Below are 15,555 nucleotides of genomic sequence, written 5' to 3' on the forward strand. Positions count from 1 at the left end.
ATTGCCGGGTTCAACTTCCCAGTTCGTCAGACTGGAAACCCTTTGTTACTGTCCATCAGGCACAGCCAACTCAAGCATCCAGCCAGACGTTTTCCGCGAACATGAAACCCATCAAACCGGCCAGCGGAATCGAGCCGAGGCCCTTGAGTTTCGACGTGTAGGCATCCAGCGAGCTCTGGAACAGCGGAATGCCGATGCCACCGGTTTCATGCACGAGCACCTGCATGTCGCCGTAGATCTTCTTACGCTTCGCATCGTCCGGTTCGCCGCGTGCCGCAAGCAGCATCTGGTCGAACTTCGGGCTCTTCCAGTTCGCTTCGTTCCACGGTGCGTCCGACTTGAAGAACTGGGTGAAGATCACGTCGGCGCTCGGACGCGCGTTGACGTTGCCGAAACCCAACGGATGCTTCATCCAGTGGTTCGACCAGTAACCGTCGGACGGCACGCGCGACACCTGCAGATTCAGACCGGCTTGCGGCGCGACCTGCTGCAGGAACATCGCCATTTCAACCGAGCCTTCCGCTGCCGGCGACGCAAAGATCTGGATCGGCGCGCTGCCGACCTTGGCCTTCTGGAAATGGAACTTCGCCTTGTCCGGATCGAAGGCACGTTGCGGCAAACCGGCCAGGTAGTACTTGTTGGTGGGATCGATAGGCTGATCGTTGCCGATCGCACCGTAACCCTGGAAGATCGCCCGCCGCATCTGCTCGCGATCCTGCAGGTACATCATGCCTCGACGAAAATCGTCGTTGCCGGTAATGCCGCCTTCGTCGCGAACAACCAGGTCGGTGTACAGGCCTGTCTTCGTCTCCAATACAGAGAAACCGCCAGCACCCTTGATCTGGGTGGTCGAACGCGGGCTCACCGCGTTGATCAGTTGCACGTCGCCCGAAAGCAGCGCGTTCACGCGCGCGGATTCGTCGCCGATACCGATCAGCTCGACTTCGTCGAGATGCGGCAGGCCCGGCTTCCAGTAATTCGCGTTCTTCACACCGACGGTACGCACGCCCGGCGAGAATTCCTTGACCTTGAACGGGCCGGTGCCGACCGCTGTTTTGAAGTCTTTGGTGCCGTCCTTGATGATCTGGAAATGCGAGGTGGCGAGAATCACCGGCAAGTCGGCGTTCGGACCTTCCAGTGTGATCGTCACTTCGTTCTGGCCCGTCGCCTTTACTTCCTTGATCTGGTCGGCCAGCGTCTTCGCTTTCGATGCCGTCGCCGGATCCTTATGGCGCATGATCGAATACACAACGTCCGCCGGCGCGAGCGGCTTGCCGTCGTGGAACTGCACGCCGGGGCGCAGTTTGGCGACCCACACCGTTGCATCCGTCGTCTCCAGCGAGGTGGCGAGCGCCATCTTCGCGCCGAGATGCGAATCGAGTTCGGTCAGGCAGTTGTAGAACATGAAGCCGCGCACATAGTCCGTCCCGAGCGCGCCCTTCGCGGGGTCGAGCGTATCGGCCGCGGAAGCGGATTGCGTCGCCACCCGGATCTTGCCGCCCTGCTTCGGTTTCGCCTGAGCAAGCGCCGCACCGCTCGCGGTCAACAGACCGGCGCCCGTCACCGACATCATGCCGGCTGCGGCCATCGCGCGCAGCACGCCGCGCCGCGACGTGCCTTTTGACGTCAATCGCTCCAACTCCGTGCCGAGTTGAAGAGCGTCATATTGCGAGTTTTCCTTATTCATCGAACATCTCCGCGAGGGTGACAGGGATAGCTGCGTGGTTTTAATGGCAAGTACCAGTGGGACAAGTACAACAGGGGGAATCAGTAAAAAATATCTTTGATGCGGTAGTACGTCCCTACCAGCGGCAGGAACCAGGGCTTGCCGGTATGGCCTGGAATGGCGGGCCATTCGGACTCGCGCCACGGATTACGCTCTTCGTGGCCGTCCATCACGTCGGCCATCACCTGGCCCATGTGCGTCGACATCTGCGTGCCGTGGCCGCTGTAACCCAGCGAGAAGTAAATCCCGTCGTGCTGCCCGGCATGCGGCAGGCGATCCGCGGTCATGTCCACGAGGCCGCCCCAGCAATAGTCGATACGGGCGTTGGCCAGCATCGGGAACATCGCGGCGAGACCCTGCTGCAGAATCCGTCCGCTCTTCGCATCGGACGGCCGCTCGGACGCCGTAAAGCGCGCCCGGCCGCCGAACAGCAAACGCGAGTCGGGCGTCACGCGGAAGTAGTTGTGCATCAGCCGCGTGGTGGTATACGCGCGGCGGTTCGGAAACACTTGCGCGAGCAGTTCCGGCGATAACGGCTCCGTCACGACGATGAACGAACCGACCGGCGCGAGACGCCGCCGATACCAGCCGAACGGACCATGCCGCGACGGGCCGGTTGCGATCAGCACCTGCTTCGCGCGCACTTCACCGCGGGCGGTCGTGACCTTGAAGCCGGCGCCGTCTTTCGCGATCGCGCTAACCGCCGCGTTTTCATACAGCTTCGCACCACGGCGAACCGCGGCATCGGCGAGTCCGACCGTGAACTTGCCCATATGCATCTGGCCGCCATGCCGTTGCAGCAGCGCGCCGTAAAAACTGTCCGACTGGATTTCGCTGCGAATCCGCTCACGCCCAATTAGTTCGATATCCGTATCGACTTCACGCCGGATCAACTCCGCCGTCTTTTCCAGATGCGCAAGGTGATGCGGTTTCGACGCCAGCTTCAGCTTGCCGGTCGCGCTGTAATTGCAGTCGATGTTCTCCTCGCGAATCAGACGCTCGACCGTATCGACCGCATCCGAAAACGCGCGGTAGCAGGCACTGGCTCGTTCCACACCGAGTTGCGCGACCAGCGCGACGAAGTCCTGCGCGACACCGGTATTGACCTGCCCGCCGTTGCGCCCGGACGCGCCGCCGCCGATGCGCCCAGCGTCGAGCACCGTCACCGAGGCGCCGCGCTTGCCCAACGCCTGCGCCGCCGACAGCCCGGTGAAGCCGCCGCCGATCACGACGACATCGGTCTGACCTTCAACCGGACCTTCGCACGCTGAAACGAACGGCGGTGCGGTGTCGAGCCAATAGGAATCGAGCTTCATCCGGTCTGTCCTTGAGAGAAGCAATGGAGCAAGCGACGTTTACAGACCGAGTTCCGCGGCCAGATGCGGAATGTCGTTGACTTCGTAGTACTGGTAGTACGGCGTCGACGGTTCGTGGCCGCGCTTGACGAAGGCCTTGTGCTTGATGCCCAGGTCATGTGCGGTCATCAGGTCGTAACGCAGGCTCGACGACACGTGCAGCACGTCTTCCGGATTGCAGTTCAATTGATCGAACATGTATTCGAAGCCTTGCATGCGCGGCTTGTACGACTGCGCCTGCTCGGCCGTGAAGACTGCATGGAACGGCGCGCCGAGCTTGTCGACGTTGCTCTGGATCTGGTTGTTCGAAGCGTTCGACAGAATCACCAGCTTGTACTTCTTCGCCAGACGCGAGAGACCTTCCGGCACGTCCGGATGCGGACCCCAGGTCGGCACAGCCGTATAGATCTTTTCTGCTTCCACTTCATTGAACTCGACGTTCATGCGCTTGCAGGCGCGGCGCAATGCGTTGACAACCACGTCGCGATACGGCTTCCATGCGCCGAGCACTTCGTCACGGCGATAGCCGGAGTAGAACGCAACCAGCTTTTCCAGGTCGTCGCCTTGCAGCACGTGACCGAACATTTCGCGGGTCATGTCGGCCATGCGGAACTTCGTGAGCGTGCCGTAGCAGTCGAAGGTGATGTATTTCGGTTCGAATTCGATCATGGTGCAGTCCTATCGTTGTGGTGAACTCACAGTGAGTTCAGTGACGAAAACAAGCGCAACGGTGTTGCATGAGATCGGCGTCAGTGCTTTGCACTCACTCCGATCGACGGCTAAAGCTCACTTCTGTTAAAGATTTAATCAGCGCAAAAACATAGATGTTCCTGATTCGGGCGCCCTTGATGACACAAACCATGCGTTTTGAGGCCGCCGCGCAGCACAGTCTGCGGCGGACGGGCTGAAAGCCCCGTCCGTATTGGCGTTGCGGGGTCGTTGCGGGAATCAGACCCGCAGGTCGATCAACACACTCTTGAAACGCAGGTTTGCTTCGTAGGCCTGGCGGCCGAGGTCTTTGCCGATGCCGGAACGCTTGTAGCCGCCGGTGGGGATCATGAAGTCGGAGGTCCGGCCATAGCGGTTGACCCAGACCGTCCCCGCTTCGAGGCCACGCACGAAGCGCAGCGCCCGGCCGAGGTCGGCGGTGTGCACGCCGGCAGCGAGGCCGTATTCGGGATGCTGGGCGAGCGCGAGCGCTTCTTCTTCCGTGTCGAAAGTCTGCAGCGTCAGCACCGGACCGAAGACCTCCTCGCGCACGGCTTCCGAATGAGCGGTGACGTCCGTGAGCAGCGTCGGTGTATAGAACGCGCCGCTCGACGCACCGCCCGCCCCGCCGTCGGCACGCACGCCGCCGTAGCGCAACGTCGCGCCCGCCTCGAGCGTGCGTCCAACGATCCCTTCGATGCGTGCTGCCTGAGGCATGGAGATAATCGGCGACAACGTGGTGCCGGCGGCCCACGTCGCACCGGGTTTCAACTCGGCGAAAACTTTGCCGATGCGCTCGGCCAGCGGCTCGGCGAGGCTGCGCTCGACCAGCAGGCGCGAGCCCGCCACGCACACCTGACCGGCGTTGCCGGTAATGGCGCCGGCGATCCGGCGCGCCACGTCGTCGAGACGCGGAGCGTCGGCGAAGACGATTTGCGGGCTCTTGCCGCCGAGTTCGAGCGTGACCGGCTTGGTGCCGCTATGGGCGCAGGCCGCCATGATCGCGGCGCCGGTTTGCGTGGAGCCAGTGAACGTGACCTTGCCGATCTTCGGATGGCGCACCAGTTCGTCGCCGGTGACACGGCCATCGCCCTGGATCACGTTGAAGATGCCCGCGGGCACGCCGGCCTGCACGGCCAGTTCGGCGAGCCGCAACACCGAGAACGGCGTCATCTCCGAAGGCTTCAGCACCACAGCGTTGCCCGCCGCGAGCGCGGGCGCGATCTTCCACGACGCCATCACCAGCGGGAAATTCCACGGCGCGATCGCGCCGATCACGCCGTACGGTTCGGCGATCGTCATGCCGAGATGGTCGTGATCGGTCGCCGCCACGTCGCCGCCCAGCTTGTCGGCGAATTCGGCATAGAAGCGGATGCCTTCGGCGGTGAACGGCACGTCCCAGCCAATCGCCTGAGCAATCGGGCGGGTCGAACCCACCGCTTCCAGACGGCCTAAAAACGGCGCATCGGCTTCGACCAGTTCGGCGAAACGGCGCAGGATCTTCGCGCGCTCACGCGGCGCCATACGCGCCCAGCCGCTCGTTCTGAAAGCCTGCCATGCGTTCTCCACCGCGCGGTCCACCATCCCGGCATCGGCACGCGGTACGGTGGCATAGACCACGCCATCCGAGGGGCGCGCCACCTCGATACGGTCGCCATCGGCATCGAGATACTCGCCGCCGATGAAATGTCCGCTGCGAATCGCGACGTCGTCCGGATTGAAGCTGTCCATGAGAAAAGTTTCCTTGTGACTGGCTGAGGGTCCGCGCGGGGGTTTTTTGACAACGCCGCCGCCATGACAAAATCGTAGGGCCGCGGGCGTGGCATATGTCGCCGACAAAAATCTCCACGCAGCAGAACGCACCTGTAATGAGCGATCAAACGGGGCGTTTTGCATCGATTTGCGATGCGGCCCTTTCGAACGCCCCGGATAAAAAGATCGTCCTAGTCACACCGCGCACCGGATGACAAAGTGACGGCGTAAGCCTTCAGCCATTCAGGGAGTACGGCGTGTCCGATCCGATTACCTATAGACGCTTCACCCACGACGACATCGCCGCCGCACACGCGCTGACAGTCGAGCTCAAATGGCCGCATCGCGCGGACGACTGGCGATTCGTGGCGCAACTGGGCGTAGGTTTCGTCGCGGAAGATGCGAGCGGCGTGATCGGCACCGCCCTGTGCTGGAAGTACGGCGCCGACCGCGCCTCGCTCGGCATGGTGATCGTGTCCCCCGAGCGGCAAGGGCGCGGCATCGGTAGAAAATTGATGGATCTGGTGCTGGAAGAACTCGGCAGCCGGGTCACGTTCCTGCACGCCACTCCGGCGGGCCAGCCTCTGTATGAGAAGCTCGGCTTTCGCGCGGTCGGCACGCTCGACCAGCATCAGGGCGCCGCATTCCAGCCGCCGCTGGTGTCGTTGCCGCCGGGGGAACGCCTGCGCCCGCTCGGTTCGAGCGATACGGCGCGGCTGGTCGAACTGGCGTCGCAGGCGAGCGGTCTGGACCGTGGCGAAGTCTTGCCCGCCCTGTTGAGCGCCGCCGACGGCATCGCCCTCGACCGCGACGGCGAGCTGGTCGGCTTCGCGTTGTTTCGCCGCTTTGGACGGGGCTTTGCGATCGGCCCGGTGGTCACGCCCGCCTCGAAGGATTCGAGCCGCGCCAAGGCACTGATCAGCCACTGGCTGGCGCTCAACGCAGGCGTGTTCGTACGTATCGATACGCCGGGCGAGAGCGGGCTGACCGAATGGCTGGAGCAGTTGGGGCTGCCGCGCGTGGACACGGTCGTCAAAATGGTTCGGCAGGCCGCGCCGGCAAGCGTAAGCGATACCGCCGCCGGCAAGGGCGCGCCCTATCGACAATACGGCATCATCAACCAGGCGATCTGCTGATCCAATATGGCCTTCCTTTATAAAGCCGACCCGGCGCGCGGCGCGCAATGGGCCAAACTGTTCGCGCAGAAGGCGCCGGATCTGCCGTTTCACGTATGGCCTGAGATTGGCGACCCCGCCGCGGTGCGCTACCTCGTCGCCTGGCAGCCGCCGGAAGATCCCACCCGCACCTTCCCTAACCTGGAAATCGTGTTTTCCGTGGGTGCGGGCATCGACCAGTTCGACCTGTCGGGCGTGCCGGCGCATGTGCCGGTGGTGCGGATGATCGAACCGGGCATTGTTGAAGGCATGGTCGAGTACGTCACACAAGCCGTGCTGACGATTCATCGCAATCTGTTCGACTACGCTTTGCAGCAGCAACAGCAGATCTGGCATGAATTGCCGCTTGGGCTGGACAGCCCTCGCCGGATTGGCGTGCTTGGGCTCGGCGTGCTGGGCACCGCCGTGCTGGAAAGGCTGAAGTTGTTCGGCTTTGCCTGCGCGGGCTGGAGCCGCTCGCCGCGGGAGATCGAGGGCGTGGATTGCTATGCGGGCGAAGGCGCGCTGGATGCGTTTCTCGCGCGCACCGACATCCTGATCTGCCTGCTGCCGCTGACGCCCGCCACACGCGGCCTGCTCAATGCCGACCTGTTCGCGAAGCTGCCGCGCGGCGCGGCGCTGATTCAGACGGGCCGCGGTCCGCATCTGAATCAGCACGATCTGCTGGCGGCGCTGGACAGCGGCCAGTTGCGCAACGCCATTCTCGACGTCACCGATCCCGAGCCGCTGCCCGCCGGCCATCCGTTGTGGACGCATCCACGCGTACGCATCACGCCTCATATCGCCAGCTCGACGCGGCCTGAAAGCGCCGTCGAGGTGGTGCTCGAGAACCTGCGCCGCCATCGCGAAGGCCTGCCGATGCTCGGTCAGGTTGACCGGACCCAGGGATACTGAGCGCGGCACTGAACGAAACGCCTGCCGGCGCGGCTTTTCAGCGTCCGCAGCAGAAAATGCTAAGGCTGTAGGTCAAAACGCGTCGGACGCGCTTTTCCGGCAATTGTTTAGGTGAGCAGGCGATCGTCGTGGGTCAGTAGTATGGAGCGGTCAACAGTCCCTTTCCGCGACGAGAACCCATCATGCCGATCCATTCGCTCATCGAAGCCGACCGCAAGCATCTGATTCACCCGGTCATCAATTACCGCACGCACGAAGCCCGCGGCGTTACCGTCCTCGAATCGGCCAGCGGCGCGTTCCTGCGCGACGCGGCCGGCAACGAGCTGCTCGACGCCTTCTCCGGCCTGTGGTGCGTCAATGTGGGCTACGGCCAGCAAAGCATTGTCGACGCCGCCACCGAGCAGATGAAGAAACTGCCCTACGCCACCGGCTATTTCCATTTCGGCTCGGCCCCGGCGATCGAATTGGCGCAAAAACTGGTGGAAGTGTCGCCCGCTTCGCTGCAGCACGTGTACTTCACGCTCGGCGGCTCCGATGCGGTCGATTCGGCCATTCGTTTCATCACGCATTACTTCAATGCGACCGGACGGCCGTCGAAGAAGCACATCATCTCGCTGCAACGCGGCTATCACGGCTCGTCGACGATGGGCGCGGGGCTCACCGCGTTGCCCGCGTTCCACCGCAATTTCGATCTGCCGCTGCCGAACCAGCATCATTTGCCGTCGCCGTACGCGTACCGCAGCAATTTCGCCGACGACGCCGCGTTGATCGCCGCCTCGGTTGCCGCGCTCGACGCCAAAGTGGTAGAACTCGGCGCGGATAACGTTGCGGCCTTCTTCTGCGAACCGATCCAGGGCTCGGGCGGCGTGGTTGTGCCGCCGGTCGGCTGGTTGAAAGCGATGCGCGAGCGGTGCCGCCAGCTCGGCATTCTGTTCGTCGCCGACGAAGTCATCACCGGTTTCGGCCGCACGGGTCCGCTATTCGCGTGCCAGGGCGAAAACGTCGAACCGGATCTGATGACGGTGGCAAAGGGTTTGACCGCCGGCTACGCGCCAATGGGCGCCGTGCTGATGTCCGACGAAATCTATCAGGGCCTGGCCGATAGCGACGCGGAAGCGGTAGTCGGCCACGGTCATACGTATTCGGCGCATCCGGTCAGCGCGGCAATCGGTCTTGAAGTGCTGCGCCTGTATCACGAAGGCGGCCTGCTCGCGAACGGCGTGGCCCGTGCGCCGCGTTTTGCACGCGGCCTCGACGCGCTGCTCGAGCATCCGCTCGTGGGCGACTCGCGCCATCGCGGCCTGCTCGGCGCGCTTGAACTCGTATCGGACAAAGACAGCAAGGCCGGTTTCGATCCCGCGTTGAAACTGTCCGATCGGATCGCTACCGCCGCGTATGAAAACCGCCTGATTTTCCGCGCGTTCGGCGACAATATTCTTGGCTTTGCCCCGGCGCTGTCGTACACGGAAGCCGAGTTCGATCTGATGTTCGAGCGCCTCGAAAAAACCCTCGACGACGTTCTCGCACAAGCCGATGTCCGGGCCGCGCTGAAGGTCAAAAACCATGCCACTGCGTGCTAGAGTAGAGGGTCGTTCGAGACCCTTTCACCCATCGCCGGAGCGATAAGTTTACGATGAGCAGCGACAGCAAGCTGGACCGGATTGACCTGCGCATACTTTCCCAGTTGCAGAAGAAAGGCCGCATAACCAACGTCGAGCTTGCCGACGCGGTCGGCCTTTCGCCCAGTCCTTGCCTGATTCGCGTCAAGCGTCTGGAGAAAGCCGGCTATATCATCGGCTACGGCGCGCAGATCCAGCTCGAAAAACTCGGCGACGTGCAGATCGTCTTCACCGAAGTCACGCTCGCCGATCATCGGCGGGAAGACTTCATCAAGTTCGTGAACGCGATCAAAGACGTCGACGAGATCGTCGAGTGCCATCTGGCAAGCGGCGGTTATGACTATCTGCTGAAGTTCGTCACACGTAGCGTGAGCCATTATCAAAGCATTATCGAAGGCCTGCTGGAGCGCGATATCGGCATCGAGAAGTACTTCAGCTACGTGATCATCAAGTCGCCGTTCGTGAAGAGCCACTACCCGCTCGAAACGTTGTTCTCGCAGAACCACAGCTAGACCCATGGCCTGTTTTACGGATAGTCGCTAAACCGGGACGTCGGTTCGCTTTCCGTTGTCCCCGGCGTATAACCCGGCACGTTCGCGCGAAACTGATTGAGCAAACCGTTGTCGACCTGCGAAAAGCCTTTGAGCTGGAGCTGCATCAACACGCGCGTGCCGGTGCTGGGCGACGTGGTCGAACTGGTGGCATTCGTGTATTTCTCGAACGCGACACCGAGCGACCAGCAATCCGCGTCGTATTGAAGTCCCAGCAAACCGGCGATCAGCCGATGGGTGCTCATGTCGTAATTGACACGCGCGACACTGACCACGTTGTGCAATAGCGGCCATTGCTCCGACACGATGAACTGGTTGACCGGTTGATAGTCGAGCGTGCTATTGGCGCGGGTATAGCGGTACGCGACATTCAGCACCTGCTTCGAGGCCGGCGACCAGCCAAAACCGGCTTCCGCATTCGTCAGGTAGTGGTTGGCCTGACTGTATTCCACCGCCTGTTCCGCCGAAAGACCCGGGCCTATCTTGTACGACGCACCGGCAATCACGCTCGTGCGCGCCACGGTGCCGATTGGATCGTCCGTGTTGAGCGTTACCCGCGGCGTGCGAAAGTCGTACTGCTCCGCAAGGACGAAACGGGCTCGCTCGTCGCCGCTCGACGCATCGATGAAACGCGTCGTCAGTGCAGCCGTGACGCGGTTGGCGTCGGACACCCGGTCATTGCCGACAAAGCTGTTGGGCATGAACAGTTCCGCCAGCCCGAAATCGGCCGTCGCCGTATCGAACAACGGCGCGAACGACTGGTTGCGGTACGGCGTGTAAACATAGAACAGCCGCGGTTCGAGCGTCTGAATGTACGACTGCCCGAAGAGCCGCACGTTTCGTTCGAAACGCATGCCCGAATCGAGCGTGAAGGTCGGCACGTTGATGTCGAACGTCTTCGGCTGCCCGGCAGGCGCATCCGATCCGATCGTTGTCAGGTCGTACGCGGCGAAATGCCATGCAAGCTTCGGCGTGATGAACCAGCCGGGACGCTCGATCGGATAGCTGACGTAAGGGTTGAAAACGAAACGGCTGCCCTGCGTCATATCGGCCGACGAGATCGTGAAGCGCGTCGCATCCGCTTCGGCGCCGAAGTCGAAGCCGCCCACGTTATAACGCGCGTACTTAACATTGACCTGCGGCTCGCGGTTATAGGTCGAGTCGCTTGTAAACGCCTGCCAACGTTGCTCGCGAGCCAGCACACTCCACGGCCCGTTCGAATAAGTCAAACCCGCTTCCTGCTGATACAGCGTGGTGGACCCCGTCGGAAACGCAACGCCCGAAGCGAGATCGGTCACCACCGTCGAGTCCGACACCCGGTTGTAGTTCACGTAGGCGCCAAAGCCCGAGCCGAGTTTCCAGGTCTGATTCAGCGCAATCGAATAACGGTTGGTTTTCGTGATCTCGTCGTGCGGCAACCACGCGACCGAAATCGTCCCTGAATCGTTCGGCTGCAGATAGCGGTAGTCCGCCGTCAACATCTCGCCTCGTTTCGACATGATGCGCGGCGTTAGCGTCAAATCGTAGTTCGGCGCGAGGTTGAAGTAATACGGCAACGCGACGTCGACACCGTTGGTCGAACTCATCGAGAACGTCGGCGGCAGAAAACCGCTGCGCCGTGCGCCGGACAAGGGAAACGACAGCCACGGGCTCGCCATTAACGGCACGCCCTGGAAAAACAGCACGCCGTTGTGTGCGATCCCCTCGTCACTGCCGGTATCCATGTCGAATTCGGACGCCTTCAGATACCACGCGGGATCCGACTCGCATTGGCAGGTGCTATACGTACCGTGATGAACGACCGTGCGCTCGTTATCGACCAGGTCCACCCGCTGCGCGCTGCCCCACCCTCCGGTCAGATGAAACCGGTATTTGGGCACGCTCATATAGCCTTCATTGGCGGCGACGTAAAAATGCGCGTCGGGGCCTTCGAACACATCGCCATTGTTGACCAGTTGTACCTGGCCGTAAGCGTCGACCTTGTCGCTCTCCACGTCGTAGTGCAGCGCATCGCCCTTGACGATCGACTCGTAGCGCCGCAGTTGCGCGTGACCTTTCAGCGAAACGTCCGTGTCGGTCGTCGTGGTCACCGAATCGGCAATGGCCGAGGTAACGGGTTTGTCGCCCGGCCGCAGGAGTTGTTCGGTCAGCTGCGGATCGAGCCGCAGGCTCCAGACGCCGTCGAGCGGCTCCGGGATCGCAGACGCACCGACCAGTTGTGCATATCCGGCAAACGGCACGCATCCAGCCGTACCCAGCATGATTGAAACGAGAGGCCTCAAGCGTAGGCGTCGAAATACACCGCGTAGTATCAAAACAGGGAAGTATTGGAAAGGATGACAGATTCGGTAAGGCGAACAGAGCCTCTGACTTGCGTCAGGATGAACAGCGGCGAATGTGCGTGGCGCTATTGCAGCGTGACGTCGCCAGCGCGCGGTTCCACCCCGCCTGCCCCGCTCGCTGCGCCACCCAGCGCTTGCAACAGATAGGGAATCTGGTCCGCGGGCAACGAAAACGACAGCCCCGCGCTACCGGATAGGCGGAACCGGATCACCACCATTTCCATACCGTTCAGTCTGCCGACTTCCCAGCCCTGGCAGTGCAAGGCGAAGCCCATTTCCTGATTGTTATGAATCACGCGGTCGGCGTGCTCGATTGCATTCGGGAGTGCCACCAGCAGCTCATTGAGCACCGAACGGTGAAGTGCCGCCGTGGGCTGATTGCCGTGTATCAGCAGATATTGACCGTCCGCCGTCAGTTGCATGTCGGTGATCGAATTCAGCGTGAAGGTCGACGGCTCAGACACGGTGCGCGCCCTCCTGCGTGCCCACGGAGCGGTCAATCGCGAGGCCCTCCGCCACGCTGCCGGACACGTCGCGCAGCGTGCGCATCGACGCCATTGCCAGATGCATTGAGAAGATCGGCGATGAGCTGACGCGCAGGACAGCCGAAAGAACCGCAGGTGAAAGAAACTCGATCATGATCAGCTCTCCAAAGAGTGCTACGAAGGTAGCGGAAGTTGACGATTCCACGATACCAGCGCAAACACGGCGCCGGGTTACGTGCGCACTACACCCCCTTTGGATCTGTAACGCATTATTTCGACGCGCCTCCTGTAATCCCCGCCAGCCTGAGCCACCGGCGCGCCGCGCACGTCGGCACGCTTAAGGGACGGAAAGTTTTCAGCAGCGGTTAGCACGGAAACACGAACCTATACTTCGCGCTTTCCCGAGCAATGGAACGTCGTTTCGAATGCATCGCTCGCTGTCGAGCGTTCTCGTTTGCGCTTCGCGCGCTGCATCAGGACAGAACCCCAAGATGAATCTTCAAGCTTTAACGAGCCGTATCGTGGGCGCGCTCTCGCTCGCCGGCATCACGCTGACCGCCGGGTCGGCCCACGCGGCACAGCCGTTCGTCGTGAAAGACATCCGGATCGAGGGGCTCAAACGCATCGAACCCGGCACCCTGCTGGCCTATCTTCCGATCAAGCAAGGCAGCCTGTTTAGCGAGGATAAGGCTTCGGAAGCCATTCGCGCGCTCTATGCCACCGGCTTCTTCAACGAAGTACGCATCTCGGCTGAGGGCAATATCGTCGTCGTTCAGGTCGAGGAGCGTCCGGCAGTGGGTACGATCGACTTCGCCGGCATTCATGAATTCGACAAGGAAAACCTGACCAAGGCGCTGCACGCGGTCGGTTTGTCGCAAGGCCGTTACTACGACAAGGCGCTGGTCGACAAGGCCGAGCAGGAACTGAAACGCCAGTACCTGACGCGCGGCTATTACGCCGCCGAAGTCACCACCACGATCACGCCGATCGACCGCAACCGGGTGGCGATACTGTTCTCGGTGGCCGAGGGCCCGAGCGCGAAGATTCGCCAGATCAACTTTATCGGCAACAACGTATTCAGCACGGACACGTTGCGCGACGAGATGCAGATGTCCACGCCGAACTGGTTCTCGTGGTACACCAAGAACGACCTGTACGCGAAAGACAAGCTCACCGGCGACCTTGAGCACATTCGCTCGTACTACCTGAACCGCGGCTACCTGGAGCTCAACATCGAGTCGACCCAGGTATCGCTGACGCCGGACCGGAAAGAGATGTACCTCACGGTCACGCTGCACGAAGGCGAGCCGTATACGATTTCGTCGATCACGATCGCGGGCAACCTGCTCGATCGCGAGGCGGAACTGAACAAGCTGGTCAACATCAAACCCGGCGAGCGTTTCTCCGCTGAAAAACTTCAGGCCGCCACCAAAGCCATCGTCGACAAGCTCGGCGAATATGGTTATGCGTTCGCCACGGTCAACGCGTTGCCGAAGATCGATCAGCAGCATCATACGGTCGATCTGACGCTGCAAGTGGACCCGAGCCGCCGCGTGTACGTGCGCCACGTCAACGTGGTCGGCAACACGCGCACGCGCGACGAGGTGGTGCGCCGCGAAATGCGCCAGCTCGAAAGCTCGTGGTTCGATTCGAACCGCCTCACGCTGTCGAAAGACCGGGTCAACCGCCTCGGCTACTTCACCGATGTCGACGTGACCACGGTGCCGGTGGAAGGCTCACCCGATCAGGTAGACGTAGACGTGAAAGTGACCGAAAAGCCGACTGGCGCCATCACGCTGGGCGCGGGGTTTTCGTCGACGGACAAGGTGGTGTTGTCGGCCGGTATCTCGCAGGACAACGTATTCGGTTCCGGCACGAGTCTCGCCTTGAACGTGAACACCGCGAAGACGTACCGTACGCTGACGCTTACGCAGGTCGACCCGTACTTCACGGTGGACGGCATCAAGCGGATCACCGACGTCTATTACCGCACCAGCTATCCCCTCTACTACTACACGGACACGAGTTTCAAGATCGTTACCGTGGGCGCGGATCTGAAGTTCGGCATTCCGTTTTCCGAGGCCGACACTGTCTATTTCGGCGTGGGCCTCGAGCAGAACCGGCTGTCTATCGATTCCGATACGCCTCAGAGCTACAAGGACTACGTGGCCGAATTCGGCCATGTGGTGAACAACGTACCGCTCACGACAGGCTGGGCTCGCGACAATCGCGACAGTGCGCTCGTGCCTAGCCGCGGCTATTTCCTGCAAGGCAATAGCGAAGTCGGCACACCCGCAGGCGGCACCGAGTACTACAAGGCCGACCTTCAGGCGCAGTATTACTATTCCTTCTCACGCGGCTTCATTCTCGGCCTGAATCTTCAGGGCGGCTACGGCAACGGCTTTGCCGGCAAGGCGTATCCGATCTTCAAGAACTACTACGCGGGCGGCATCGGCTCGGTACGCGGCTATGAATCGGGTTCGCTCGGACCGACCGACAAAACCACCGGCGATCCTATCGGCGGCTCGCGCATGGCCGTGGCCAACGTCGAGATGACCTTCCCGTTGCCTGGCAGCGGCTGGGACCGGACGCTGCGGGTCTTCACCTTCATGGACGCGGGCAACGTCTGGGGCAGCGAAGGCAACAGCACCGGCGCCAATGGCTTGCGGTACAGCTACGGCGCGGGTCTCGAGTGGATTTCGCCGATCGGCCCGCTCAAGCTGTCGCTGGGCTTCCCGCTCATCAAACACTCCACCGACAAGTACCAGAAATTCCAGTTCCAGATCGGCACATCGTTCTGATCGTCTGCGCCGCGGCCGTTGGATAACGGCCGCGAGCATCACCTGCACCGTTCTGCCGTATTGCAAGGCGCCTGCCTCGCATAAATCGCTTCGCGGCCCATTCAGAGCGCCGCATCTTCGCTCTCCTGCACCGACTTCACAAAGTCT

The 15,555-nt window shown here is 61.8% G+C and carries 12 protein-coding genes; 5 read left to right on the forward strand and 7 right to left on the reverse strand.

What is annotated here, in order from left to right; translation table 11 throughout:
• Positions 1–70: 70 nt before the first annotated feature.
• The 4 genes from ACOSV0_RS33985 to ACOSV0_RS34000 all read right to left on the reverse strand — a co-directional run bounded on the left by ACOSV0_RS33985 (position 71) and on the right by ACOSV0_RS34000 (position 5,520).
• Positions 71–1,687, reverse strand: coding sequence for an ABC transporter substrate-binding protein (locus ACOSV0_RS33985; protein ID WP_434112108.1), 1,617 nt, complete (start codon positions 1,685–1,687; stop codon positions 71–73).
• An 80-nt stretch (positions 1,688–1,767) separates the two neighbouring features.
• Entirely contained in the window at positions 1,768–3,042 is a 1,275-nt protein-coding gene (locus tag ACOSV0_RS33990) for an NAD(P)/FAD-dependent oxidoreductase (RefSeq protein WP_434112110.1), read from the reverse strand.
• A 39-nt stretch (positions 3,043–3,081) separates the two neighbouring features.
• Positions 3,082–3,750 carry a haloacid dehalogenase type II gene (locus ACOSV0_RS33995; RefSeq protein WP_408198843.1) on the reverse strand — a complete coding sequence of 223 codons (669 nt, stop codon included), beginning with the start codon at positions 3,748–3,750 and terminating at the stop codon, positions 3,082–3,084.
• A gap of 279 nt (positions 3,751–4,029) precedes the next feature.
• Positions 4,030–5,520 carry an aldehyde dehydrogenase family protein gene (locus ACOSV0_RS34000; protein ID WP_434112113.1) on the reverse strand — a complete coding sequence of 497 codons (1,491 nt, stop codon included), beginning with the start codon at positions 5,518–5,520 and terminating at the stop codon, positions 4,030–4,032.
• Between the two features lie 278 nt (positions 5,521–5,798).
• Between ACOSV0_RS34000 and ACOSV0_RS34005 the strand changes: the two genes are divergently transcribed.
• The 4 genes from ACOSV0_RS34005 to ACOSV0_RS34020 all read left to right on the forward strand — a co-directional run bounded on the left by ACOSV0_RS34005 (position 5,799) and on the right by ACOSV0_RS34020 (position 9,741).
• On the forward strand, positions 5,799–6,677 hold the full coding sequence (locus ACOSV0_RS34005) for a GNAT family N-acetyltransferase (RefSeq protein ID WP_434112115.1): 879 nt from the start codon (positions 5,799–5,801) through the stop codon (positions 6,675–6,677).
• 6 nt (positions 6,678–6,683) lie between these two features.
• Positions 6,684–7,610, forward strand: a complete 927-nt coding sequence (locus ACOSV0_RS34010) for a 2-hydroxyacid dehydrogenase (RefSeq protein WP_434112116.1) — start codon at positions 6,684–6,686, stop codon at positions 7,608–7,610.
• Between the two features lie 182 nt (positions 7,611–7,792).
• Positions 7,793–9,190, forward strand: coding sequence for an aspartate aminotransferase family protein (locus ACOSV0_RS34015; RefSeq protein WP_434112117.1), 1,398 nt, complete (start codon positions 7,793–7,795; stop codon positions 9,188–9,190).
• Positions 9,191–9,243: 53 nt separating this feature from the next.
• Positions 9,244–9,741 carry an Lrp/AsnC family transcriptional regulator gene (locus tag ACOSV0_RS34020; protein WP_115778119.1) on the forward strand — a complete coding sequence of 166 codons (498 nt, stop codon included), beginning with the start codon at positions 9,244–9,246 and terminating at the stop codon, positions 9,739–9,741.
• 14 nt (positions 9,742–9,755) lie between these two features.
• Here the strand turns inward: ACOSV0_RS34020 and ACOSV0_RS34025 are convergent, their stop codons facing one another.
• From ACOSV0_RS34025 to ACOSV0_RS34035, 3 genes are all read right to left on the reverse strand, one after another.
• Positions 9,756–12,041, reverse strand: coding sequence for an LPS-assembly protein LptD (locus ACOSV0_RS34025; RefSeq protein WP_434112119.1), 2,286 nt, complete (start codon positions 12,039–12,041; stop codon positions 9,756–9,758).
• 146 nt (positions 12,042–12,187) lie between these two features.
• The gene (locus ACOSV0_RS34030; RefSeq protein WP_434112122.1) at positions 12,188–12,586 is read right to left on the reverse strand and encodes a hypothetical protein; all 399 of its coding nucleotides are present in this window, start codon (positions 12,584–12,586) and stop codon (positions 12,188–12,190) included.
• On the reverse strand, positions 12,579–12,761 hold the full coding sequence (locus ACOSV0_RS34035) for a hypothetical protein (protein WP_434112124.1): 183 nt from the start codon (positions 12,759–12,761) through the stop codon (positions 12,579–12,581). The genes ACOSV0_RS34030 and ACOSV0_RS34035 overlap by 8 nt, the downstream gene beginning before the upstream one ends.
• Positions 12,762–13,098: 337 nt before the next feature.
• On the opposite strand from ACOSV0_RS34035, the gene bamA reads away from it, so the two are divergent.
• Positions 13,099–15,408, forward strand: coding sequence for an outer membrane protein assembly factor BamA (gene bamA / locus ACOSV0_RS34040; RefSeq protein ID WP_434112126.1), 2,310 nt, complete (start codon positions 13,099–13,101; stop codon positions 15,406–15,408).
• Positions 15,409–15,555: the final 147 nt, after the last annotated feature.

Origin of the sequence: Paraburkholderia caffeinilytica, from assembly GCF_051027425.1 — a bacterium.
Lineage (GTDB): Bacteria > Pseudomonadota > Gammaproteobacteria > Burkholderiales > Burkholderiaceae > Paraburkholderia > Paraburkholderia caffeinilytica_A.

What these genes read in the sequence shown, in the direction of transcription:
- ACOSV0_RS33985 (WP_434112108.1), bottom strand. Translation starts at nt 1,687, where the DNA reads ATGAATAAGGAAAACTCGCAATATGACGCTCTTCAACTCGGCACGGAG.
- ACOSV0_RS33990 (WP_434112110.1), bottom strand. Translation starts at nt 3,042, where the DNA reads ATGAAGCTCGATTCCTATTGGCTCGACACCGCACCGCCGTTCGTTTCA.
- ACOSV0_RS33995 (WP_408198843.1), bottom strand. Translation starts at nt 3,750, where the DNA reads ATGATCGAATTCGAACCGAAATACATCACCTTCGACTGCTACGGCACG.
- ACOSV0_RS34000 (WP_434112113.1), bottom strand. Translation starts at nt 5,520, where the DNA reads ATGGACAGCTTCAATCCGGACGACGTCGCGATTCGCAGCGGACATTTC.
- ACOSV0_RS34010 (WP_434112116.1), top strand. Translation starts at nt 6,684, where the DNA reads ATGGCCTTCCTTTATAAAGCCGACCCGGCGCGCGGCGCGCAATGGGCC.
- ACOSV0_RS34015 (WP_434112117.1), top strand. Translation starts at nt 7,793, where the DNA reads ATGCCGATCCATTCGCTCATCGAAGCCGACCGCAAGCATCTGATTCAC.
- ACOSV0_RS34020 (WP_115778119.1), top strand. Translation starts at nt 9,244, where the DNA reads ATGAGCAGCGACAGCAAGCTGGACCGGATTGACCTGCGCATACTTTCC.
- ACOSV0_RS34025 (WP_434112119.1), bottom strand. Translation starts at nt 12,041, where the DNA reads ATGCTGGGTACGGCTGGATGCGTGCCGTTTGCCGGATATGCACAACTG.
- ACOSV0_RS34035 (WP_434112124.1), bottom strand. Translation starts at nt 12,761, where the DNA reads ATGATCGAGTTTCTTTCACCTGCGGTTCTTTCGGCTGTCCTGCGCGTC.
- bamA (WP_434112126.1), top strand. Translation starts at nt 13,099, where the DNA reads ATGAATCTTCAAGCTTTAACGAGCCGTATCGTGGGCGCGCTCTCGCTC.